Source organism: Oceanomicrobium pacificus (assembly GCF_009833495.1).
Classification (GTDB): Bacteria; Pseudomonadota; Alphaproteobacteria; order Rhodobacterales; family Rhodobacteraceae; genus Oceanomicrobium; species Oceanomicrobium pacificus.
The window spans coordinates 940,617-962,037 of the sequence record NZ_WUWG01000003.1 but is presented as its reverse complement, the minus strand read 5'-3'; the positions used below and the strand labels follow the sequence as shown (position 1 = coordinate 962,037).

20 protein-coding genes are annotated in these 21,421 nt (G+C 64.5%); 9 read left to right on the top strand and 11 right to left on the bottom strand.

Features of this window, described 5'->3' with window-relative positions; genetic code table 11:
- Nucleotides 1-11 precede the first annotated feature (11 nt).
- From manD to GSH16_RS11145, 7 genes are all read right to left on the bottom strand, one after another.
- Nucleotides 12-1,238: a D-mannonate dehydratase ManD gene (gene manD / locus GSH16_RS11175; RefSeq protein WP_160855020.1), complete on the bottom strand. Its 1,227-nt coding sequence runs from the start codon at nt 1,236-1,238 to the stop codon at nt 12-14.
- Between the two features lie 28 nt (nt 1,239-1,266).
- Nucleotides 1,267-2,403 (bottom strand): Gfo/Idh/MocA family protein, encoded by a 1,137-nt coding sequence (locus GSH16_RS11170; protein WP_160855018.1) that lies wholly within the window; start codon nt 2,401-2,403, stop codon nt 1,267-1,269.
- Nucleotides 2,400-3,683, bottom strand: a complete 1,284-nt coding sequence (locus GSH16_RS11165) for a TRAP transporter large permease (RefSeq protein ID WP_160855016.1) — start codon at nt 3,681-3,683, stop codon at nt 2,400-2,402. The genes GSH16_RS11170 and GSH16_RS11165 overlap by 4 nt, the downstream gene beginning before the upstream one ends.
- 9 nt (nt 3,684-3,692) lie before the next feature.
- A complete protein-coding gene (locus GSH16_RS11160; protein ID WP_235913107.1) occupies nt 3,693-4,229 on the bottom strand; it encodes a TRAP transporter small permease in 537 nt (178 codons plus the stop codon).
- Between the two features lie 67 nt (nt 4,230-4,296).
- Nucleotides 4,297-5,280, bottom strand: a complete 984-nt coding sequence (locus GSH16_RS11155) for a TRAP transporter substrate-binding protein (RefSeq protein WP_160855014.1) — start codon at nt 5,278-5,280, stop codon at nt 4,297-4,299.
- A gap of 299 nt (nt 5,281-5,579) precedes the next feature.
- A complete protein-coding gene (locus tag GSH16_RS11150; RefSeq protein ID WP_160855012.1) occupies nt 5,580-6,632 on the bottom strand; it encodes a hypothetical protein in 1,053 nt (350 codons plus the stop codon).
- 53 nt (nt 6,633-6,685) lie between these two features.
- Entirely contained in the window at nt 6,686-7,639 is a 954-nt protein-coding gene (locus GSH16_RS11145) for a homocysteine S-methyltransferase family protein (protein ID WP_160855010.1), read from the bottom strand.
- 181 nt (nt 7,640-7,820) lie between these two features.
- Here GSH16_RS11145 and GSH16_RS11140 point away from each other — a divergent pair, with 181 nt between their 5' ends.
- A complete protein-coding gene (locus GSH16_RS11140) occupies nt 7,821-9,731 on the top strand; it encodes a DUF3604 domain-containing protein (RefSeq protein ID WP_205524057.1) in 1,911 nt (636 codons plus the stop codon).
- A gap of 75 nt (nt 9,732-9,806) precedes the next feature.
- Here GSH16_RS11140 and GSH16_RS11135 read toward each other — a convergent pair whose 3' ends face one another.
- Nucleotides 9,807-10,598, bottom strand: coding sequence for a hypothetical protein (locus GSH16_RS11135; RefSeq protein WP_160855008.1), 792 nt, complete (start codon nt 10,596-10,598; stop codon nt 9,807-9,809).
- A gap of 216 nt (nt 10,599-10,814) precedes the next feature.
- Here GSH16_RS11135 and chrA point away from each other — a divergent pair, with 216 nt between their 5' ends.
- A complete protein-coding gene (chrA, locus tag GSH16_RS11130; protein ID WP_160855006.1) occupies nt 10,815-12,041 on the top strand; it encodes a chromate efflux transporter in 1,227 nt (408 codons plus the stop codon).
- Nucleotides 12,042-12,050: 9 nt separating this feature from the next.
- Here the strand turns inward: chrA and GSH16_RS11125 are convergent, their stop codons facing one another.
- Both GSH16_RS11125 and GSH16_RS11120 read right to left on the bottom strand, forming a co-directional pair.
- Nucleotides 12,051-12,581, bottom strand: coding sequence for a chalcone isomerase family protein (locus GSH16_RS11125; RefSeq protein WP_160855004.1), 531 nt, complete (start codon nt 12,579-12,581; stop codon nt 12,051-12,053).
- A 55-nt stretch (nt 12,582-12,636) separates the two neighbouring features.
- A complete protein-coding gene (locus GSH16_RS11120) occupies nt 12,637-12,801 on the bottom strand; it encodes a hypothetical protein (RefSeq protein WP_160855002.1) in 165 nt (54 codons plus the stop codon).
- Nucleotides 12,802-12,988: 187 nt separating this feature from the next.
- Between GSH16_RS11120 and GSH16_RS11115 the strand changes: the two genes are divergently transcribed.
- The 3 genes from GSH16_RS11115 to GSH16_RS11105 all read left to right on the top strand — a co-directional run bounded on the left by GSH16_RS11115 (nt 12,989) and on the right by GSH16_RS11105 (nt 15,670).
- Nucleotides 12,989-13,561: a DUF3833 domain-containing protein gene (locus GSH16_RS11115; RefSeq protein WP_160855000.1), complete on the top strand. Its 573-nt coding sequence runs from the start codon at nt 12,989-12,991 to the stop codon at nt 13,559-13,561.
- Between the two features lie 123 nt (nt 13,562-13,684).
- Nucleotides 13,685-14,059: a phage holin family protein gene (locus GSH16_RS11110; RefSeq protein ID WP_235913105.1), complete on the top strand. Its 375-nt coding sequence runs from the start codon at nt 13,685-13,687 to the stop codon at nt 14,057-14,059.
- Between the two features lie 21 nt (nt 14,060-14,080).
- Nucleotides 14,081-15,670: an MFS transporter gene (locus GSH16_RS11105; RefSeq protein WP_160854996.1), complete on the top strand. Its 1,590-nt coding sequence runs from the start codon at nt 14,081-14,083 to the stop codon at nt 15,668-15,670.
- A 3-nt stretch (nt 15,671-15,673) separates the two neighbouring features.
- Here GSH16_RS11105 and GSH16_RS11100 read toward each other — a convergent pair whose 3' ends face one another.
- On the bottom strand, nt 15,674-16,717 hold the full coding sequence (locus tag GSH16_RS11100; protein ID WP_160854994.1) for a LacI family transcriptional regulator: 1,044 nt from the start codon (nt 16,715-16,717) through the stop codon (nt 15,674-15,676).
- 323 nt (nt 16,718-17,040) lie between these two features.
- On the opposite strand from GSH16_RS11100, the gene GSH16_RS11095 reads away from it, so the two are divergent.
- The 4 genes from GSH16_RS11095 (at nt 17,041) to GSH16_RS11080 (ending at nt 21,420) form a co-directional block, all read left to right on the top strand.
- A complete protein-coding gene (locus tag GSH16_RS11095) occupies nt 17,041-18,273 on the top strand; it encodes an ABC transporter substrate-binding protein (RefSeq protein WP_160854992.1) in 1,233 nt (410 codons plus the stop codon).
- 127 nt (nt 18,274-18,400) lie between these two features.
- Nucleotides 18,401-19,339: a carbohydrate ABC transporter permease gene (locus tag GSH16_RS11090; protein ID WP_160854990.1), complete on the top strand. Its 939-nt coding sequence runs from the start codon at nt 18,401-18,403 to the stop codon at nt 19,337-19,339.
- Nucleotides 19,332-20,270, top strand: a complete 939-nt coding sequence (locus tag GSH16_RS11085; RefSeq protein WP_328803215.1) for a carbohydrate ABC transporter permease — start codon at nt 19,332-19,334, stop codon at nt 20,268-20,270. The genes GSH16_RS11090 and GSH16_RS11085 overlap by 8 nt, the downstream gene beginning before the upstream one ends.
- Before the next feature lie 4 nt (nt 20,271-20,274).
- Nucleotides 20,275-21,420 (top strand): ABC transporter ATP-binding protein, encoded by a 1,146-nt coding sequence (locus tag GSH16_RS11080; RefSeq protein WP_160854988.1) that lies wholly within the window; start codon nt 20,275-20,277, stop codon nt 21,418-21,420.
- The last annotated feature ends 1 nt before the right edge of the window (nt 21,421 follow it).

Sequence of the window (21,421 nt, the reverse complement as noted above, 5' to 3'; positions counted from 1 at the left end):
ATCTGTCCGGTTCAGTAGTTCCACATCGTGCCGTCTTCGAGCCGCACGACCGGATGGCTGCCGGGGCTGTAGCTGTAGCGCTCCGCTTCGCGCTCGTCGAAGTCGATGCCAAGGCCCGGTGCGTCGCTCACATGGAACAATCCGCCCTCCATCCGGTGCGCGGACGGGAAGAGCGCGTCGCATGCGGGCGTGCCCAGCACCAGATATTCCTGAATGCCGAAATTCGGCGCCCAGGCGTTCAGATGTGCCTGCGCGGCCATCGAGACGGGCGAGTGGCTCGGCGCCCCGTGAAAGCCGGTTCGGACATTGTGTAGACCCGCCAGATCGACGATCCGTTTTGCATGCGTGATGCCGCCCGCATAGGTGACCGCCACGCGGATGAAGTCGATCAGTTCCTCTTCGATCAGGCGGTTGCACTGCCAGATCGAATTGAACACCTCGCCGATCGCCACGGGCACGGTGGAATGCTGGCGCAGCAAGCGGAGCGCGCCCTGATCTTCGGCCGGGGTCGGATCCTCGAGCCAGTAGAGCCCGACCGGTTCGACGGACTTGGCGAAGGAAGCCGCCTCGCGCGGGGTGAGCCGGTGATGCACGTCATGGAGGATTTTCAGCTCCGGCCCGAACCGCTCCCGCACGGCCATCAGCGCGTCGGGCATGTAGCGCATGTAGCGGTCGGTGTCCCAGATCTCCACCTTGGGGCGGATGCCGCTGAAATCCGTGATGAAATCACCGTCGCCGGTCTCTTTGTCCGCAACGCCGTAGCCGGCGGTCGGCATGCCCGGTATGCCGCATTGCACCCGCACGGCCTTGTAGCCCTGCGCGACATAGCGCGCGACGGAGTCCATCAAGGCCTGAAGGTCGGCGCCCGTGGCATGGGCATAGACGAGCGCGCCGTCGCGGCTCTTGCCGCCGAACAGGTCGTAGAGCGGCAGTCCGGCCAGCTTCCCCTTGATGTCCCAAAGCGCCATGTCGACCGCACCGATCGCCGCCATGGCGATCGGGCCGCCGCGGAAATAGGCGCCGCGATAGAAGAACTGCCAGATATCCTCGCTCCGGCGCGGGTCCATCCCGATCAGGTTCGGAACCAGATAATCGCGCAGGTAGGCCGCGGGCAGGGTCTCGCGATTGTTGAGCGTCGCGTCGCCCAGCCCGTAGATGCCCTGATCCGTGACGATCTTCAGCGTGACGTAATTCTTGCCGGGGCCGCCGACGAATATGCGGGCATCGGTGATCTTCATGGCAACTCCTTTCGTCGGTCGGGCCGGTTCAGTCTGGGTGCAGGTCCGTCCAGTTCGCGTTGGCACGGATCAGGTCGATGATCTTCTGGTAGGCGCATCCGTCGCGGAAGGTCGGGTAGGGGGCGACCGGCCTGCCTTGAATGTCGGCCATGAATTCCCGCGCCAGATAGTGCCAGCACTGTTCGGTCTCGCCCGTCACATCCGGCGTGTCGGCGGCAATATCCGCGGGCAGGGCCAAGTCCTGCCAGTCGCCCGCCGGACCGCACAGGTGCAGCGCACCGCTTCCATAGTGCCCTTCGAGATAGATCGCGCCGGCATCGCCGTAGAAGACGATATGGTCCTCGCGGAAGCGCGGGACGAGCCCGCCATGTTTGAACAGGGCGGAGACCGGCGCTTCCGCGAAGCTGCTCTTCATCCGGGCCAGCACCGTGTAGGACCATTCCACATTGCTCTTGCCCCATTGCAGTTTCGGGTCGCTCAGATCTGCAGGGATGAAGGCGCGCCGGGTGGCAAAGTTGTGCACCCCGTCGACGATGGGCGCGCGCCGCAGGTCGTCACGCACTTCGCCGGTGACGGCCTCTGGCGTCGCATCGAGCACGGCCGAGACGATGGCCAGCGTATGGGTGAAATTGTTGTTGAGCCGGCCGCCACCGGCTTCCTGCCGGTGGGACCAGCCGAAGGGGATGCCGCGTTCGAGGTTGAAATGCGAGATGCACTCCACCTCGGTCGGCCGGCCGATGGCGCCTGCAGCGACCAGCGCCTGTGCGTGGCGCACGCTCGGCGTATAGCGGTAACTCGCGGCAAAGGCGGTCTTGACCCCCGCCGCGTCGGCCAGCGCCAAGAGCTGTTCCGCGCGCGCCCCGTCGGTCGTGAGCGGCTTGTCGCAGAACACATGCGCCCCGAAGCCGAGCGCCAGACGGATCTGCTCGAAATGCGCGCCGCCCGGCGTGGCAATGGCCACGATATCGGGCCGTGTGTCGCGCAGCGCCGCCTGCCAGTCCGTGCCGTGCATCGGGATGCCGAGCCGCCCCGCGACCTCGGCCGCGACATGCGGCGTCCGGCCGACCATGCCGACCACTTCCGCGCCGGCGGCGCGAAAGGCATCCGTGTGGCCTTCGCCGGCAAAGCCGGTTCCGGCGACCAGAACCGTCGGCTTGCGGCTCATGGGTCCAGAAGCCCCGGCAGCGTCAGCGATATGGCCGGCACGAAGGTGATCAGCATCAGCGCAACGAAGATCGCCAGATAGAAGGGCCAGATCGTCCGCACGGCCTTTTCCATCGGCAGCTTGCCCACGGCGCAGCCCACGAAGAGGCAGGACCCGACCGGCGGCGTGCAGAGGCCAAGACCCAGATTGACGAGCAGGATCATTCCGAACTGGTAGGGATCGACGCCGAGGCTGTTGGCCACCGGCAGGAAGATCGGCGTGCAGATCAGGATGAGCGCGGCCATGTCCATGATCATGCCCAGCACCAGAAGCGCGAGGTTGATCATCAGCAGGATCATGATCGGGTTGTCCGTCAGGCCCGTCAGCAGGTCGACCGTCTTGTCCGGCACCCGGTAGAAGGTCAGCATGTAGGCAAACGCACCCGCACAGGCGATCAGAATCATCACCATGGAGGTGGTGCGCACCGACTGGCGCACGGCGATCTTGAAATTTTCCCAGGTGATCGAGCGGTAGACGAGCAGTGTAACCAGAAAGGCGTAGATCGCGCCGAACGCACCGGATTCGGTGACCGTGAAGACGCCTGACAGCACCCCGCCCACGATGATGACCGCCGTCAGCAGGCCCGGGATCGCGCCAAAGAAGGCAAAGGCCAGAGCCGACCAGCCGGGGAAGGCCTCGGCGCTGTAGCCGCGTTTCACGGCAACCAGATAGGCCGCCACGGCGAGGCAGAGGCACATGAGCATGCCCGGCACCACGCCCGCGAGAAAAAGTTTCGAGATCGAGATGCCGCCGCCCGCCGCAATGGCGAAGATGATCATGTTGTGGCTCGGCGGAATGATGATCCCCGCGATGGAGGAGGTGACGGTCACGTTGACCGCGTAATCCGCGTCATAGCCCTTTTCCTTCATCACCGGGACGAGGATCGAGCCGAGCGCGGAGATATCCGCCACCGCCGACCCCGAAATGCCGCCGAAGAGCATCGAGGAGAAGACGTTGACGATCCCGAGGCCGCCGCGCACCGCGCCGACGGCGGCAGAGGCGAAGCGGACCAGCCGCATGGCGATCCCGCCATGGAACATCAATTCGCCCGCGAAGATGAAGAAGGGGATCGCCATGAGCGAGAAGACATTGATGCCCGAGATGATCCGCTGGAAGCCGATCATCAGCGGCAGACCCTCGAAGGCGAAGGCGGAAATGGCCGCGATGCCGAGCGCGAAGGCCACCGGCACGCCGATTGCGACGCAAAGCGCGAACAGGCCGAGAAGGAGGAGAAGCCCCATGATAGTCCCTTATTCGATCGTGTCGCGGCGCAGGTCGCGCCGCAGCGCCAGCCGCGTGAGATGGGCGAGCGAGAAAAGCAGGATAAGTCCGCCGCCGATGGTCAGCGGCAGCGAGCGCAGCCCTTCGGGCAGCTGGATGAGCGGGATCATCGACCCCCATTTGAAGGCCGTCAGCTTCGCGCCATAGACGAGCATCAAGCCGCCGAAGCCGGCCATGGCCAGATCGGTCACGATGACGAAGGCCGTGCGGACAGGCGCCGGCACCAGCCCGCGGAAGACGCTGACCGAGAGATGGGCATTTTCATGCACACCGACCGCCGCGCCGATGAAGGCGATGGTCATGACCAGAAGGAGGGCGGCCTGCTCGACCCATGTTGGCGTGGCGTTCAGCACGTAGCGGCCGAAGACCAGCCAGCCGAAAATGACGGTGAGGATGACGAGCGACAGGCCCGTCAGCACCCGGCAGGCCGTGGCGATCGCGTCGAGCAGCTTGTCGACAGGGGTCATGAAGTCACGGGCCCCGACGCCGGTTTCGCGGTCAGACATGATGGTGTTCCTTGACAGAAGCGGCCCCGGCAGACGCGCTGCCGGGGCGGTTCTTGCAGGCGGGACGTTACTCGGTCGCCTGGATCAGTTCGACCAGCGGGCGCAGGTCTGCATTGGCTTCAAGATAGGCCTCGTAGACCGGGACCATGGCCTCCTGGAACGGGCCCTTGTCGGCGATCTCGTTGGTCACGACGCCGGCTTCCTCGACCATCTTGCGGCTGGTGGCCTCCCGCTCGGCCCACAGCTGCTGCTGCAGTTCGGCCGATTCCATCGCGGCTTCCTTGACGGCGGCCTTCTGCTCGTCGGACAGGGCGTTATAGGCATCTGCATTGATGCAGACGCATTCCGGAATGATCAGGTGCTGGCTGAGCGAGTAGTAGCCCGCCACCTCGAAATGGCCGGTCGATTCGTAGGACGGCCAGTTGTTTTCGGCCCCGTCCACGACGCCGGTCTTCAGCGCCTGATAGACCTCGGCGAAGGCCATCGGGGACGGGTTGCCACCCAGTTCCGCGATCATGCCGGAATAGAGGTCGTTGTTCATCACCCGCACCTTCATGCCGGCAACATCTTCGGGCGCGTTGATCGGCTTGGCGCCGTTGTAGAAGGAGCGGGCACCGGCATCATACCAAGCCAGCGGGATCAGGCCCTTCGCTTCCATGCCTTTCGCGATCATCTCGCCGCCTTCGCCGTTCAGCACGCGGAACATGTGCGGCACGTCCTTGAAGATGAAGGGCAGGGACACGACATTGGCTTCGGCCGCGATCGGACCGATCGGGCCAAGGTTGAAGTTGCCGATCTCCAGACCGCCGAGACGGACCTGTTCGATGGCGTCGGGCTGGCTGCCGAGCGTGCCGCCGTGGAACATCTGGAGCGAGATTTCGCCGCCGGTCTTCTCTTCCACAAGCTCTGCGAACTTGTCCATCGCGACGGTGTTCGGATAACCCTCTACATGGATGTTCCAGCCGCGCCATTCGGCGGCGTTGGCGGCCGATCCGATGAGCGCAATGGCTGCAACGGCGCCTGCGAAACTGGCTTTGAGGTTCGGTTTCATGATGGTCTCCCTAATCTATCATGACGGTCCCTCCCGGACCGTTTTCCTGTCCGGCCGCTTGGCCGGTTTGCGGCGCCGGTGACCCGGTTCCGCCGTGCGCCAGGGCCCCGGAGGTGGCGCTCGCGAGGTAATGTAGAAGACTAGTATACCAGTCCTGTCAAGACTGTTTCAGTTGACGGGCAGCAGAAAAGATTTCGAGCGGGCGGCAGGGGCAATGCGCAAGCACTTGAAACACAGCGCCTTCTTGGCATTCGGCGGCGGGGACTGGTCTTCAAGGTGGGCTGTCGGCCCGTCAGCGGTCAATTGCCTGCAGAGGCCGGCGCCGTTGAGCTTCCGGACAGGTAGGCCGCGACAGCCAGCCTGTCGGCCGCTGACAGCGCGCCTGTTTCCCCCGTCCGGGTCAGCCGGTCGAGCGCGGGCGCCAGTGTCCAGTCGCGCCGCATGGAGAACTGCCGCACGAGGCTCGGCGCCAGTGTCGGGTCCCAGGCCAGGGCCGCGTCCAGTTCGGACAGGATCGCGGCGCGTGTGTCGGGATCGCCCGACAGGCTGTGCAGCGCCAGAGCCTCGGCCAGCATCTCGCGACTGGCATCGGTGAGCGACGGATCACCCATGATTTCGCGCGTGATCAGCCGCACAGCGGAGGGGCCGTCCAGCTCGATGAGGGCCGTCGCATAGGCGCCAAGCAGCCGGCCGCTGATATCTGCCGACTGGCGCGTACCGGCCTCAAGCCGGTCGCGCGCGGCACCGTCCCCGACCAGCCCGAGCAGAAGGAGCCGGATCGGCTTCAGGTTGACCTCCTGCAGGATGTCGAGCGACCGCATGAGCTGCGCGGGCGGAATGTCGATCACCAGCGACCGCAGCACCCCGTAATCGGCCTGATCCAGTTCGCGCAGGGCAATCTTGTGAATGGCGGGATCGGTGCTGCCCAGTTGGTCCGCGAAAAAGGCGAACCTGTCGGGCGCCCCGGCAGGGCCATGCCAATCGTCGAGACGGTCCATCACCGTGTCGACAAGCTGGCCCATTTGCGGGTCGACAAAGGCAAGCTTCTGCCAGCTGCCGTTGATGGCATCCCGCGCGAAAAGCACCTGCGCCACCGGATCGCCCGCGAGCTTGCGCCGTGTGACGCTGTCGACTAGCTGGTCGCTCTCGAACCCCTCGACCGGGCCGAGAAGTGCGGTCCGGGCTGCATAGCGGAACGGGTCATCCGGGGCCGTGCGCGCGAGAATGATACGGTCGCTGGTCTGCAGCCGGTCGACGAGCGATGGTGGCGGCGCATAGTTGTGGAACCCGCAGGCCAGCGCCGGTGCAGCGGCGAGCAGCCCGAAGGCAAGGGGAAGACCGCGAAACAACATCCTGCCAGTGTGCCTTGCTGCGTGGCGCTTGTGAATTCACAAGTTGCAGCTCGTCAGTCGGGCGACAGGTTGCGCACTATCTCCCGCAAATGGCGCATGTCTGTGCCGCAGCACCCGCCGATGACCTTGAGCTGCGTGTGGGCCCGTGTCAGGGCAGCAACCGCCCGCCCGAGTTCGGGCGGGTCGCCCGCGTCGAGTTCGGTGGCTTCGTCCAGTTCCGCATGGCTGCAGCGCGAGGCGTTTACAACAAGCCCCTGAAGGCGGGGCGACCAGTGCGCATCCGCATCACCGAACGCACGGGCGATATGGTCGGGATGGGCGCAGTTGATCATGTAATAGGCGACCGCACCGCCCGTCGTTGCATCGGTTTCGGCCAGAGCCTCTGGGAACGGGGTGCCGGATGGCAGGCGGCCATCCACCTCCACCGTGAAGGAGATGGCGACGGACAGATGATGGTCGGTTGCGGCCTGCGCCAGACCGATCGCTTCGGGCACATTGGCGAGCGTGTAGCCGGCGATGAAGTCGACCTCCGTCTCGGCCAGCCAGCCGATCTGTTCCGCGTGATAGGCGCGGGCCTCGTCCGCTGTCATGGTGACTTCGGGTGAAAACGCATCCGCGCGTGGCCCGACATTCGCGCTGAGGAGGATCGGATCATAGCCGGCCGCGTCCCGCTGCTCGGCCAGAAAGGCCATCGACCGGCGGTTCACCTCCGCCAGCTGGTCCGCACCATAGCCGAGCGGCGCCGCGCGGTCGCGGTTCGCCACCCAGGTCGTCGATTCCAGAATGCAGCCGCAGCCACCCGCGCGGGCCACCGCAATCTGGTCTTGGAAGGCCGCCGCCAGCAGCGCCCGCCCGTCCGCATGTTCCAGAAGCGGAAAGCTCGCAAATTCAGGCAGGTCTATGCCACGGTTGAAGATAAGATCCGTCTCCAGTCCGGTATAGGTCAGATAGATCCGGCTATCGTCGGGCAGGCGGCGCGGTTCTTGTGTCACCTGTTGTTCAAGCATCTGCATCCTCCGGTGGCATCTTGGGCCGGTCCTGTCCGGCCCGGACGAGACACGCGGCGGCGGCAGTCCGTCCTTTGATCATCTGAAAGGATAAATCCTGTCCTGAAAACAGCTTTTGCGATAGTCTTCGCCCGAGGTCGCACGGTTTGGATGATACCGGAGAAAAACGGGGAGATTGAGAATGCGCTATCTGATGATGTCGGCTGCCCTGATCGTGGCAGCGCCCGCAATGGCCCAGTTCAAGCCATCAATGGAAAGTCTCGAAGGGCTTTACAAGGGCGCAACCTACTCCCCCTATGCGGAGCGGCATTTTCCGACGCAGGTTTTCTGGGGGGAAACGCATCTTCATACGGCCCTGTCGCCGGATGCGGGGCTGTTCGGCAACACGCTCGGTCTGGACGAGGCCTGGCGTTTTGCCCGTGGAGAAGAGGTTGTCTCCGCCACCGGCCTGCCGGTCAAACTGGCCCGTCCGCTCGATTTCATGGCGCTGACCGACCATTCCGACATGATGGGCTTTGCCACCGACCTGCGCGCCGGGGCGCCTGCGATCACCGATACCGAACAGGGCCGCGGCTGGTACGAGGCGATGCAGCAAGGGGGGGAAGCGGCCGCCAATGCCGCGCTCGACCTGATCACCAATTTCTCGCAAGGCACGCTCGACCCGAAACTGGTGGAAGCCTATTCGCCGGGCTCGGCCGCCTATGACACGGTCTGGGCCGATGTGATCGACGCGGCGGAACGCTATAACGAGCCGGGGCGGTTCACGGCCTTCATCGCCTATGAGTGGACCTCGCTCGTCAAGGGCAACAACCTGCACCGCAACGTGATCCTGCGCGACAGTGCGCGCCGGGCCGAACAGGTGGTGCCGATGGTCACCCAGCCGCCGCTCGGATCGACCGATCCGCTCGACCTCTACCAGTGGCTGGAGGATTATGAGAGCAAGACCGGCGGCACCGCGCTCGCCATCGCGCATAACGGCAACCTGTCCAACGGGCTGATGTTCCCGGTCGATGCGCAATATACCGGGCGCGAGATCGACGAGACCTATGTGATGGCCCGCAACAAGTGGGAGCCGCTCTACGAAGTGACGCAGATCAAGGGGGACGGGGAGACCCACCCGAAACTGTCGCCCGACGATCCGTTTGCGGATTACGAGACGTGGGACGCGGGCAACCTCGACCTGACCGAGGCCAAGACCGATGCGATGCTGGCGACCGAATATGCCCGCGAGGCGCTGAAAAACGGCCTGATGCTGGAGGAAAAACTCGGCACCAACCCCTACAAGTTCGGGATGATCGGCTCGACCGACAGCCACACGTCGCTCGCCACTGCGGATGAGGACAATTATTTCGGCAAGGCGACGAGCGCGGAGCCGTCGGCCACCCGGGCTTTCCACCCGTTCACCGAAACCGAACTGGGCGTCTTCCCGGGCTGGTCGTTGTCGGCGTCGGGCTATACGGGCGTCTGGGCGACCGAGAACACGCGCGAGGCGATTTTCGACGCCATGGCCCGCAAGGAGGTCTATGGCACCACTGGCCCGCGGATCGGGGTCCGCTTCTTCGGTGGCTGGGACTATACGGATGACGACCTGCGCTCGCGCGCACCGGCGGTGACCGGCTACAGCAAGGGCGTGCCGATGGGCGGCGACCTGCGGCCGGCGACATCGGATGCGCCGACCTTCATGCTCTATGCCTTGCGCGACCCGCTCGGCGCCAATCTCGACCGGGCGCAGATCGTGAAAGGCTGGATGGATGCGGACGGCACCCTGAACGAGAAGGTCTATGATGTGGCTTGGTCCGGCGACCGCGAACCGGACGCGAACGGGATGGTGCCGGAGGTCGGCAATACGGTGGATATCGAGGCGGCCAACTACACCAACACGATCGGCGCGTCGGAACTGATGACCGTCTGGACCGATCCGGAGTTCGATCCGGCGCAGAAGGCCTTCTACTATGCGCGCGTGATCGAGATCCCGACACCGCGCTGGGTGCTCTTCGACAAGCTGCGGCTCGGCGCGGAACTGCCCGAGGATGCGGTGCTGGTCGGGCAGGAGCGCGCCTATACCTCGCCGATCTGGTACAACCCGTCCTGACGCGAACGGCCGGTAGGACAGAAGAAGGGGCGGCACAAGGTGCCGCCCTTTTCAGTTTCGGTATGACCCGTCTGTTCAGAACTGGAAGTTCAGACCCGCGAACACACCCCATTCGGGCTGGCCGTCGCCGCGGGTGGCGACCGAATATTGCGGCTCTGCAAAGAGATTCACCACCGCGAAGTCCGTCTTGATGACCTTGCCGACGCCAAGGCCCACAGGCAGCGTGTAATTGTCGTTGGTGAAGTCATAGGTGGCGATGGCCGAGGATCGCAGGTACCAGCCCTGTCCGAGCTGGTAGAAAAGGAACGGCTGCGCGGCACCGAGGTTCACATCCTTGCGGTCGTCATCCCCGGCGATGCTGGCTTGCCATGTCAGCAGATAGCCCCACTGGAACCGCGGATTGGTCGCGTTGAAGAGCACATTCGCAAGACCGACCGACCATTTGCCGGAACCGGTCTGGTCCTCCGACGCCGACGGCACCGTCACCTGCGGGCCGATGCCGAAGCTGATGGCCGGGTTGCCCGTGTCGAACAGATAGGCGGCGAGCACGTTCAGGTCGCCAAAGCCTGTGGTCAGGCCGCCCGTCCCGTCGGGCGCGGTGACGACCGGAAACGTGTAGCGCGCCAGCCAGTCGCCGCCGAAGGCCGAGAAGGGGGCCGCGTAGCGGAAGAAGAACTGGTTCAGTTCCTGCTCCACACCCGTCAGGTTGCCGAAATACTGGTCCTGAAAATTGACGGCCTCGGTATTGGCAATCGGGTTGTTCGCATTGGCCGCGGCGGCCGCATTCTCCGCCGTTTGCGCGGCAAGGCCGGACGGGGCCAGAAGCGAGAGGATAAGGGCGGCAGAGCGGGCAGGGTTCTTGAGCATGTCAGGTCTCCTTCATCTAGAGGCCAGAGCGGCGCTGGGCGCACGGCCCGGGCGGGCGGGCAGGGACAGGCAGCTGAGTCGCGCCACCTTAACAGGGTTTGCTGCCGGCCCGTCATCAATCTGTCGCGGGTGGCCTGCAACATGGGGTGCCTGCGGGGTTGCGGTGGAAGCAGCGCGCGCTAGGCTGCGGCGGGAACCGGCGACGAAGGCGGGCAGATGGCAGAGGCGGACGGGACAGACACGGCGGCAGAAACGGCCCGCGGCAGTGCGGGCGAGGTGTTCGCCATTTTCCTGCGGTTGGGGCTGACGAGTTTCGGCGGTCCGATCGCGCATCTGGGCTATTTCCGCACCGCTTTCGTGAAGGAACGCAACTGGCTGAGCGACGCGGCCTATGCCGATCTGGTGGCGCTCTGCCAGTTCCTGCCCGGTCCGGCCTCCAGTCAGGCGGGCTTTGCGCTCGGCTGGATGCGCGCGGGCTGGCGCGGGGCGCTTGCGGCCTGGACGGCCTTCACCCTGCCATCGGCCCTGATCCTTCTGGCGGTTGCGCTGGGCGTGGCCGCCGGTCCCGGCCCGCTGGGTATGGCCGTCATCGACGGGCTGAAGATCGTGGCTGTTGCCATCGTCGCCCATGCCGTCTGGGGCATGGCGCGGACCCTGACGCCCGATGCGCGGCGCGCGGCCGTCGGGCTCGGCGCGCTGGCGCTCGTCACGGTCTGGCCGGGGGCGGGAGGGCAGGTGGCAGCAATCCTGTGCGGGGCGCTCCTTGGATGGATGCTTTGCACAGCGGACGCGCCGCAGGGCCACGCGCCGCGCATTGCCGTGCCGGTGCCACTGGCGCTCGGGTGCGGCGCGCTCTTCCTCGCTCTGCTTGCCGGACTGCCGCTCGTCACGGGGCTGGGGCAGGGATGGGCCATGGCCGACGCCTATGTGCGGGCCGGTGCGCTCGTTTTCGGCGGTGGGCATGTGGTGTTGCCGCTCCTGGAGGCCGCGACCGTCGGACAGGGCTGGATGAGCGCCGAGACATTTCTTGCCGGCTACGGCGCGGCGCAGGCGGTGCCGGGGCCGCTTTTCACCTTCGCCGCCTATCTGGGGGCTGTGGGCGACGTGCCGCCGAACGGGGTGGCGGGCGCCGCGCTGGCGCTTGTCGCCATATTCCTCCCCGGCATGCTGATCCTGCTCGCCCTTCTGCCCTTCTGGGAGGGGTTGCGCGGGCGGACCGGCATGCGGGCGGCGATGATGGGAACCAATGCGGCAGTGGTCGGGATATTGGCCGCGGCGCTCTATGATCCGGTGTTCACGGCGGGGGTGCAGTCGCGCGGCGATTTTCTGCTGGCGGCCACCTGTTTCCTGATGCTGGCCGTCTGGGGCCAGTCAAGCCTGCGGGTGGTGATTGTGGGGGCTGTGGGGGGCGTGGCGCTGGCCGCGTTGGGCGGCCAGCTCTGATTTACGGCGTCAGCTGCCGAGAAGCCGGCGCGTGGCGCCCGGATCGCGGGTATTCGGTCCGAGCCAGATGCCGAAAAAGCGTTTGGTGAACTGCGGATAACTCACCGCGCAGCTTTGGCGGCCATTGACGAAGAAAAGCGCCTTGTCGCTTCCGGTCGCGACCCCGGTGATCCGGTCGCCGGGGTTCACATCGGCAAAACAGCTGCGCAACCGGCTTTCCAGTCCGGCAGGGGCGCTACCTTCGATGCGGGCGATTTCCTCGACCGAGGCGCGGGCCAGATCGTCCGCGTCAAAGTCCCGTTTGTAGGTGAGCGACAGGGCAAAGGGGCGGTTCCACGCAAAGGGCTGGCGACGGTCGGTCCAGAGCTCGGCTGTGTAAATGTCGAACATCAGCCATTTGACATTGGTCCGGCCGAGCGGCTGGCTGGCCTGCAGCCCCAGTTTTCCGCTTGTCACCACCGGTTCGGCGGAGGCCTGCGGGGCAACCGTCAGGCTGGCAAGCGACAGGGACAGGGCGGCGGTCAGGTGCAGAATGCGCATCTTTGTCTCCTTTCGGTCCGGGGCGGGTCAGCAGTCCGCCGACTGCGCGTGGCTGTCAGCGGCGGCGGGGGGGCATGGACATGTCGCGGCGCACGGGCACGGGCCGCATCTGCGGCTGGCCGGTCCCGAACATGAAATCCGCGATCTGGCCCAGCATCAGATCAAAAAGCGCGACCTGGCGCGTGTTCCGGTAACGGGCGTTTTCCAGTCTCTCCCACATTTTTGCCTCCTGTTGACGAGAGCCTTCCTTCAAGCCGCCGGTGCCGTCCGGCCCTGCGGCGCTTTGGTATCGTTTCGGCGCGGTTCAAGGTTTGGATCAAAAAAATCCGGCAGGTGATCCGTGGCCGCATCACTGCCGTAACGCCTCTGGACGACAAAAAGTTGCCTTGATGCGCGCGGAGGATGCGATGACAGCCCGAATTCTGACCCTGTTGCTTCTGCTTGGTCTGGCCGCTTGTGGCCGGCCCGACCTGACGGCCTCGCGCGATGTGCGCCCCGCGTTCGATCTTGTGGACTATTTCGAGGGCCAGACCTGGGCCTGGGGCCAGTTCCAGGACCGGCTCGGCAGGATCCGCGCCCGCTTTCAGGTCCGCATCGACGGCGACTGGGATGGCCGGACGCTCACGCTCGACGAGACGTTCCTTTATGATGACGGCAGCACGGAAAAACGGATCTGGCGCCTGCAACGCGCACCGGACGGTCGCTGGGTCGGGCAGGCGGACGGCGTCGTGGGCGGGGCCACCGGAGAGGTTTCCGGCAACACGTTCAACTGGGTCTACACGATCGACCTGCCGGTCGGTGACGGAGAGACTCTGCGCGTGGGATTTGACGACTGGCTCTGGCTTCAGCCCTCCGGCGGGCTCATCAACCGGGCCTATGTCAGCCGCTTCGGCGTGACGGTGGGTGAAGTGCTGATCTTCTTTGCCAAGGACAACAGCACCGATGAGATGCGCCGCGCGTTCGCAAATGCGGGGCTCTGACGAGGGCGGCGCAAGACAGTCCGGCAAATAGCGCTTTGAAAATCGGGGCTTTTCGCGGAACATGATCCCAACTGCCGGAACGGCAGACGGTTTACTGAACCATTGGAGGGATAGATGATACGCATGCTGGTTTCCGCCCTGATGTTCACGCTCGGCAATGCCGTTGGCCTGCTTCTGGCGGTCTGGTTCCTGCCCGAATTCACCATCGATCCGGTTTCGTTCGTGGTCGCGGTGCTGCTGTTCACTGTGATCGAGGTGATCGCCAGCCCGCTCCTGACCAAGATGTCGCTGAAGAATGTGCCGGCCATGCAGGGCGGTGTGGCGCTTGTCACGACCTTTGTCGGGCTCGGGATCACGGGCGCGGTGCTCGCCGGCATGGAGATCGGCGGCATCACGACATGGCTCGCGGCAACGCTTCTGGTCTGGCTCGGGGCGCTGGTCGCCCATCTCGTCCTGCCGATGTTCATGTTCAAGAAAGTGATGGAAGAGCGCCGCTGATCCGGCGCTCCGAGGCACACCATGTCCCGCTGGATCGTCCTGATCACGCTGGCCCTGTCCACCTTCATCATCGTTGTCGATACGACGGTGATGAATGTCTCCATCTCGGCGCTGATCGTCGATCTGGACACGACGGTCGGCGGGATTCAGGCGGCCATCGCGCTTTATGCGCTGGTCATGGCCTCCTTCATGCTGATTGGCGGGAAGCTCGCGGATATACTTGGAAAGAAGCGGGTTTTCATGATCGGCGTCTGCGTTTTCGGGGTCGGCACCTTTCTGGCCTCGACGAGCCAGTCGCTCTGGATGCTGATCATCGGATGGTCGGTGATCGAGGGGATCGGCTCGGCGCTGATGATGCCCAATATCCAGACGATCCTGCGGGATTCCTATGACGGGGCCGAGCGGGCCTTCGCCTACGGGATCATATCCGCCGTGGCGGCGGTGGGGGCGGCTGTCGGGCCGATTGTCGGCGGGTTCCTGACAACCTATTACACATGGCGGTGGGCCTTCCGGATCGAGGTGCTGATCGTCATCCTCGTCCTGATCCTGTGCCGCGCCATTGCCGCGGATGCAAAGCGCGAGGACCGCCCCTCATTCGATTTTGCGGGCGCGATCCTGTCGGTCTGCGGCTGGTCGCTCATCGTTCTTGCGGTGTTGCTCGGCCAGACATACGGGTTCGTCATGGCGCGCCAGCCCTTCATGCTGGGTGACGTGGCGATCAATCCGTTCGGCCTGTCCATCGTGCCGGTGCTGGTGGCCATCGGGCTGGCATCGCTCGTGGCGCTCTTCACGCTGGAGCGGCGGCGCGAATCGGCCGGCCGGCCGGGTCTGTTCCGGCCCTCGCTCCTGTCCGCGCCGGGGCTTCTGCCGGGTATCAGCGCGCGATTCATCCAGATGGCGATCATGGCGGCCTTCCTGTTCACCATGCCGCTTCTGTTCCAGCTGGCCTTCGCTTTCAGCGCGATGGAAACCGGACTGGCGCTCATTCCCTTCTCGCTCGCGCTGCTTGTCTGCGCGATCCTCGGCGCCCGACTGTCGTCGCGCTACTCGGCCGACCGGATCATCCGCGCGGGATTTGTGCTGGCCGTGTTGGGGCTTCTCATCATCGGCGGCACGATCCGCCCCGATGCGGAGCCAGAGGATCTGGCCACCGGCGTCGTCTTTGGTGCGGGTCTCGGGCTGATCGCCTCCCAGATCCTGAACCTTGTCCTGTCCTCGGTCGCGCCCGAACAGACGGCGGAGGCGTCGGGGCTGAACGGCACGTTCGAGCAGCTTGGCAATGCGATCGGCGTGGCACTGGTCGGCACGATGATGATCGCGGGTCTGACCGCGGCGCTTTCGTCACAGATCATGGCGCTGCCGGGGCTCGATGCCGCGCAGCAATCGGTGGTGATCGCGACGCTGGAACAGTCGGTCGAACTGGTGTCCGATGCGCAGATCACGGCCGGGCTCGATGCAGCAGGTATCGCGCCCGAAGCCCAGTCGGACATCCTGTCGGGCTATGCACAGGCGCGGACGCAGGCCTTCCGGACCGGGATCTGGTTCCTGACGCTGCTCGGACTGATCGGGCTGGCGCTCAGCTTCAAGCTGCCGAAACGCAAGCTCGTCTGATCCTTACACTTCCGGCTCGTAACTCGCGGCCATGAGGTTCTGGCGGGGCGGCGCATCGGGGTCGGCAATCCGGGCCACCAGCGCATCCGCCAGTTGCCGCCCGGCTTCGCGCACATCCTCGTTGAAGCGGCTGATCGCAGGCCGGAACCGCCCCAGAATGTCGATCGACTGCTTGCCGACAAGGTCGATATCCTTGCCGATCGTCAGGCCCGCCGCCTCGATCCCCGCCGTCGCCGCGATCGTGGCTGCGCCCGACCCGCAGACCAGACCGTCGGGCCGGTGGCGTCCGGCCATCATCCGGGTGATCTCGGCCTCGATCACCGACATGGGGTCGTCGACCGTGATGGTGCGGATCGGAATGTCGAGCACGTCGGCCTCGGCCACCGCACGGGAGAAACCGGCGGTCATGTGATGCCCGTAGGTCAGCGTCATCGGCGGGGGCAGAAGGGCGAGGTGGTTCCGGCCCTTGGCGATCAGGTGTTGGGCGGCGCGATAGCCGAATTCGTCATTGTCGAAATCAAAGTAGTCATGTTCGAAGCCCATATCCGTCCGCCCGTGGGTGACGAACGGGAACTTTCGGTCGATCAGGTAGCGCACGCGCGGGTCGTCGGGCTGGGTGCGTGACAGGATGATCCCGTCCGCGCCACCGGTTTCGACAACATAGCGGACCGGATCCAGCGGATCGTTGGAGAGCGAGTAGGGCGTGACGACGAGGTGATAGGGCGTGTCCGTCAACCGCTCCGACAGGCCGAAGACAAGCGAAGGCGTCAGGCCCATCACCTCTTCTTCGATGCTGAGCGTCAGCGAGATGACATTGGTCTTGCCGGTGCGCAATCGGACGCCGGCGCGGTTCGGCCGGTAACCGATCTGGTCGGCCACGAGCCGCACGCGTTCCTTGGTCGCCTGGCCGATATCGGGCGCATCACGCAGCGCGCGGGACACGGTGGTGACACCGAGCCCGGTCATGTAGGCGATGGTCTTGAGCGTGGGGCGTTCGTCCCCGCTCCGGCCGGCCTCGCCTGCGCTCTTGCCCTCGATCGTGGCCATATCCCCCCGTGGCGGCTTTCACCAAAATTTGTCAGTTTACTGTAACGTTACAGTAAAATCTCGATCCTGCTGCCGGGGCAAAGATGCCGGACTATCCCGACAGACCGCCAGCGTGTGGAATCGAATCGACACTACGCCGTCAACCTCATGAAAAACAGGAAAAAATGCGATAGACCAATGCTGCGGCGCACAATCTGGCGCGAAACTTTCCATAAAATTCAGGCGCCAAATAAATTTTTTCGATCCGGGCGATTCAAATTCTTGCTTTATGAAATCTGCTCGCCTAGCCTCCGGGCTACAACGATATAGATTGGGAGGTCTAGATGAAACTTCGTTCGCTTGCTGCCGCATTTGCAGCAACCGCACTCGTGCCGATGTCGGCACAGGCTGTCGACCTGGAAGTCACCCATTGGTGGACATCCGGCGGTGAGGCCGCTGCGGTTTCGGAATTCGCCAAAGCATTTGATGCCACCGAGCATAACTGGGTCGACGGCGCCATCGCCGGGTCCGGCGGCACGGCGCGTCCGATCATCATCAGCCGGATCCTCGGCGGTGACCCGATGGGCGCGACGCAGCTCAACCATGGCCGTCAGGCCGAGGAGCTGATCGAAGCAGGACTGCTGCTCGACCTGACCGACGTGGCCGAGGCCGAAGGCTGGAAGGACATCGTCAACCCGTCCTCGCTGCTCGACGCCTGTACCCTTGACGGCCGCATCTATTGCGCGCCGGTTAACATCCACTCCTGGCAGTGGATCTGGCTGAGCCACAAGGCCTTCGCCGATGCCGGCGTCGACGTGCCGTCCAACTGGGACGAGTTCGTGGCCGCTGCGCCCGCGCTTGAAGAAGCCGGCAAGATCCCGCTCGCCATGGGCCAGCAGCCCTGGCAGTCCTCGGGCGCCTTCGGCGTGCTCTCCATCGCGATTGCCGGTGTGGACGCCTGGAAGTCGGTCAACATCGACAAGGATGCCGAAGTGGCCGGTGGTCCGGTTTACGCCAAGGTCTTCGAAGCTGCCGCCAAGGCGCGCGAATTTGCCGCCAACTCCAACGTGCAGGACTGGAACCAGGCGACCAACCTCGTCATCACCGGTCAGGCCGGCGCCCAGATCATGGGTGACTGGGCGCAGGGTGAATTCCAGGTGGCCGAGCAGGTCGCCGGTGAAGACTATACCTGTCTGCCAGGCCTCGGCGTGAACGAGATCCTCGACACGGCCGGTGACGCCTTCTACTTCCCGAAAATCGACGATCCGGAAGTTGAAGCCGCCCAGAAGGAACTGGCTGCACTCCTGCTGTCGCCGGAAGTCCAGGTCAACTTCAACCTGAAGAAGGGCTCGCTGCCGATCCGTGGCGACATCGACCTGTCCGCCGCCAACGACTGCATGAAGAAAGGGCTCGAAATCCTCGCGTCCGGCAACATCATGCCCTCGGGCGACATGGCGCTGACCCCCGACACGCAGGGCCAGATCGAAGACCTGATGGTCGAGTTCTGGAACGACCCGTCCTATTCGGCTGAAGACGCCCAGGCGCGTTATGCTGAAATCATCGGCGACGCCGACTGATCGGACCGCACGGGGCCCGGCCTGACCCGGCCGGGCCCCATTCCCGCCTGACCGTCCCCGCCCGTTTGCGGGGCAGACAGTGCAAGCGTGATCCCGCCCGCGGGCGCGCCTGCCGGAGACACTCACAATGGCCGTTGCCGAAAGCACCGAAGCGGAGGCGCAGACCGAACGCGCACCCGCCAAGCGCCCGAACCGCCTCTTCCGGAATCTGAACGCCAAGATCGCGTCCATTCCGATGGTGGCGACCGCGCTTCTCATCTTCGTAGGCTGTACCGCCTGGACCATCTATCACAGTTTCACCAAGTCGCGGCTGCTGCCTGCGCCCGACAAATGGGTCGGGCTCGACCAGTATGAGCGGTTGTGGAACACGCGCCGCTGGCTGGTTTCGATCGAGAATCTAGCGATTTACGGGATCTGCTCGCTGATCCTGAGCCTCGTGATCGGCTTCACACTGGCTGCGCTTCTGGACCGCAAGATCCGAGGCGAGGCCGTGTTCCGCACGATCTTCCTCTATCCGTTCGCGCTCAGCTTCATCGTGACCGGCCTTGTCTGGCAGTGGATCCTGAACCCGCAGTTCGGCATTCAGGGCGTGGTGCAGCGCTGGGGCTGGGAAAGCTTCACCTTCGACCCGCTCAACAATGCCGACATCGTCATCTACGGCATCCTGATCGCCGGTATCTGGCAAGGGTCGGGCTTCATCATGATCATCATGCTCGCCGGCCTGCGCGGCATCGACGAGGATATCTGGAAGGCCACACGGGTGGAGGGGATTCCGGCCTGGAAGACCTACATCCTTGTCATCATCCCGATGATGCGGCCGATCTTCGTCACCGCACTTGTGCTGATCGCGAGCGGCATCATCAAGGTCTATGACCTTGTGGTCGCGCAAACGTCCGGCGGGCCTGGCATCGCGTCCGAAGTGCCCGCGAAATACGTGATCGAAAAAATGTTCCAGGCGCAGAATCTGGGGCAGGGCTTCGCCGCCTCCACGATGATGCTCCTGAGCGTTCTCATCGTGCTCATCCCCTGGGCCTATCTCGAATTCGGAGGCAAGCGCCGTGACTGACGCAACCGCCACCTATACCGGTCCGCACGGACCGAAACCCAAACGGCGCCTGTCGCCCACCAATATCATGCTCTACGGCACGCTCTTCGTGGTCGCGGTCTACTATCTGCTGCCGCTCTACGTGATGATCGTGACCTCGCTGAAAGGCATGCCGGAGATCCGGCTCGGCAACGTGTTCGCGCCGCCCGTTGAAGTGACTTTCGAGCCGTGGGTGAAAGCCTGGGCCGAGGCCTGCACGGGCATTAATTGCGACGGGCTGAGCCGCGGCTTCTGGAACTCGGTTCAGATCCTCGTGCCCTCGGTCATCCTGTCGATCGCGGTGGCCAGTGTGAACGGCTATGCGCTCGCCAACTGGAAGTTCAAGGGATCGGAAGTCTTCTTCACGATCCTGATTTTCGGTGCCTTCATTCCCTATCAGGTGATGATCTACCCGATCGTGATCCTGCTGCGTGAAGCGGGCGAGGGGATCTCTGCCGTCACCGGAACCAACTTCCGGCTGATGGGGTCGATCTGGGGGCTGGTGATCGTGCACACGATCTTCGGCATGCCGATCCTGACGCTGCTCTTCCGCAACTATTTCACATCCGTGCCGGAGGAACTCTTCAAGGCCGCCCGCGTGGACGGGGCCGGCTTCTGGGGGATCTATTTCCGCATCATGCTGCCGATGAGTCTGCCGATCTTCGTGGTCGCCATCATCCTGCAGGTGACCGGCATCTGGAACGACTTCCTGTTCGGTGTGATCTACACCAAGCCCGACACTTACCCGATGACGGTGCAGCTCAACAATATCGTCAACTCGGTGCAGGGCGTGAAGGAATATAACGTCAATATGGCCGCGACATTGCTGACCGGGCTCGTGCCGCTCGTGATCTACTTCGTCTCCGGCAAACTCTTCGTGCGCGGCATCGCCGCTGGCGCGGTCAAAGGATAATCTCATGGCTCTTACATCGGAAAAACTGGCCGAACCCGTTGCCGCCCCCGCACTGGCGGAGGACACGCCCTCGGTCGCGATCCGCAACCTCGATCTGGCCTTCGGATCGGTCAAGGTGCTGCAGAACCTGAACCTCGACATCCGGCAGGGCGAATTCCTTGTGCTGCTGGGCTCCTCGGGCTGCGGCAAGTCCACGCTCTTGAACTGTATCGCGGGGCTGCTCGACGTGACCGGCGGGCAGATCTTCATCAACGAGCGCAACGTCACCTGGGCGGAGCCGAGTGAGCGGGGCATCGGGATGGTGTTCCAGTCCTATGCGCTCTATCCGCAGATGAGCGTGCGCGGGAACCTGTCCTTCGGGCTGAAAAACCAGCGCTTGCCGAAGGCAGAGATCGAGGAGCGGGTGAACCGTGCCGCAGGCATCCTGCAGATCGAGAACCTGCTCGACCGCAAGCCCGCCGCCCTGTCGGGCGGCCAGCGCCAGCGCGTCGCCATCGGGCGGGCGCTCGTGCGCGACGTGGACGTGTTCCTCTTCGACGAGCCGCTCTCGAACCTCGACGCGAAACTGCGCTCCGAGTTGCGGGTGGAGATCAAGCGCCTGCATCAGAAACTGTCCAACACGATGGTCTATGTGACCCATGACCAGATCGAGGCGCTGACGCTTGCGGACCGGATCGCGATCATGCGCGGCGGCGTCATCCAGCAGCTCGACGCGCCGCAGACGATCTACAACAAGCCCGCGAACCTCTATGTGGCCGGTTTCATCGGCTCGCCGTCGATGAGCTTCCTTGATGCCGAGACGGTGGAGTCCGGTGGCACAACCGCGCTGCAGGTCGGCGCGCGCACCGTGCCGCTCGACGGGTATGAGGGCGAAGGTCCGCTCGCGCCCGGCCGCAAGGTGGTCTTCGGCGTCCGGCCCGAACATATCGTGGTGACGGATGCGGCAGACCCGGCAGCCCATGTCACCGCTACGGTGGATCTGGACGAGCCGATGGGCTCCGACAGCCTGCTCTGGCTCGACATGGACGGGCACAAACTGTCCGTGCGGATCGCATCGGATGCGAATTACGCGCCGGGCAGCACCGTCGGCCTCAGCTTCGATCTGTCCAAATCCTCGATTTTCGACACGCAGTCCGAATTGCGACTCTGAC

Coding starts and splice junctions, on each gene's coding strand:
- GSH16_RS11100 (WP_160854994.1), bottom strand. CDS start 16,717: ATGGCCACGATCGAGGGCAAGAGCGCAGGCGAGGCCGGCCGGAGCGGG.
- GSH16_RS11135 (WP_160855008.1), bottom strand. CDS start 10,598: ATGCTCAAGAACCCTGCCCGCTCTGCCGCCCTTATCCTCTCGCTTCTG.
- GSH16_RS11170 (WP_160855018.1), bottom strand. CDS start 2,403: ATGAGCCGCAAGCCGACGGTTCTGGTCGCCGGAACCGGCTTTGCCGGC.
- GSH16_RS11105 (WP_160854996.1), top strand. CDS start 14,081: ATGTCCCGCTGGATCGTCCTGATCACGCTGGCCCTGTCCACCTTCATC.
- GSH16_RS11125 (WP_160855004.1), bottom strand. CDS start 12,581: ATGCGCATTCTGCACCTGACCGCCGCCCTGTCCCTGTCGCTTGCCAGC.
- GSH16_RS11140 (WP_205524057.1), top strand. CDS start 7,821: ATGCGCTATCTGATGATGTCGGCTGCCCTGATCGTGGCAGCGCCCGCA.
- GSH16_RS11155 (WP_160855014.1), bottom strand. CDS start 5,280: ATGAAACCGAACCTCAAAGCCAGTTTCGCAGGCGCCGTTGCAGCCATT.
- GSH16_RS11145 (WP_160855010.1), bottom strand. CDS start 7,639: ATGCTTGAACAACAGGTGACACAAGAACCGCGCCGCCTGCCCGACGAT.
- manD (WP_160855020.1), bottom strand. CDS start 1,238: ATGAAGATCACCGATGCCCGCATATTCGTCGGCGGCCCCGGCAAGAAT.
- GSH16_RS11110 (WP_235913105.1), top strand. CDS start 13,685: ATGCTGGTTTCCGCCCTGATGTTCACGCTCGGCAATGCCGTTGGCCTG.
- chrA (WP_160855006.1), top strand. CDS start 10,815: ATGGCAGAGGCGGACGGGACAGACACGGCGGCAGAAACGGCCCGCGGC.
- GSH16_RS11165 (WP_160855016.1), bottom strand. CDS start 3,683: ATGGGGCTTCTCCTCCTTCTCGGCCTGTTCGCGCTTTGCGTCGCAATC.
- GSH16_RS11120 (WP_160855002.1), bottom strand. CDS start 12,801: ATGTGGGAGAGACTGGAAAACGCCCGTTACCGGAACACGCGCCAGGTC.
- GSH16_RS11095 (WP_160854992.1), top strand. CDS start 17,041: ATGAAACTTCGTTCGCTTGCTGCCGCATTTGCAGCAACCGCACTCGTG.
- GSH16_RS11090 (WP_160854990.1), top strand. CDS start 18,401: ATGGCCGTTGCCGAAAGCACCGAAGCGGAGGCGCAGACCGAACGCGCA.
- GSH16_RS11160 (WP_235913107.1), bottom strand. CDS start 4,229: ATGTCTGACCGCGAAACCGGCGTCGGGGCCCGTGACTTCATGACCCCT.
- GSH16_RS11150 (WP_160855012.1), bottom strand. CDS start 6,632: ATGTTGTTTCGCGGTCTTCCCCTTGCCTTCGGGCTGCTCGCCGCTGCA.
- GSH16_RS11115 (WP_160855000.1), top strand. CDS start 12,989: ATGACAGCCCGAATTCTGACCCTGTTGCTTCTGCTTGGTCTGGCCGCT.
- GSH16_RS11080 (WP_160854988.1), top strand. CDS start 20,275: ATGGCTCTTACATCGGAAAAACTGGCCGAACCCGTTGCCGCCCCCGCA.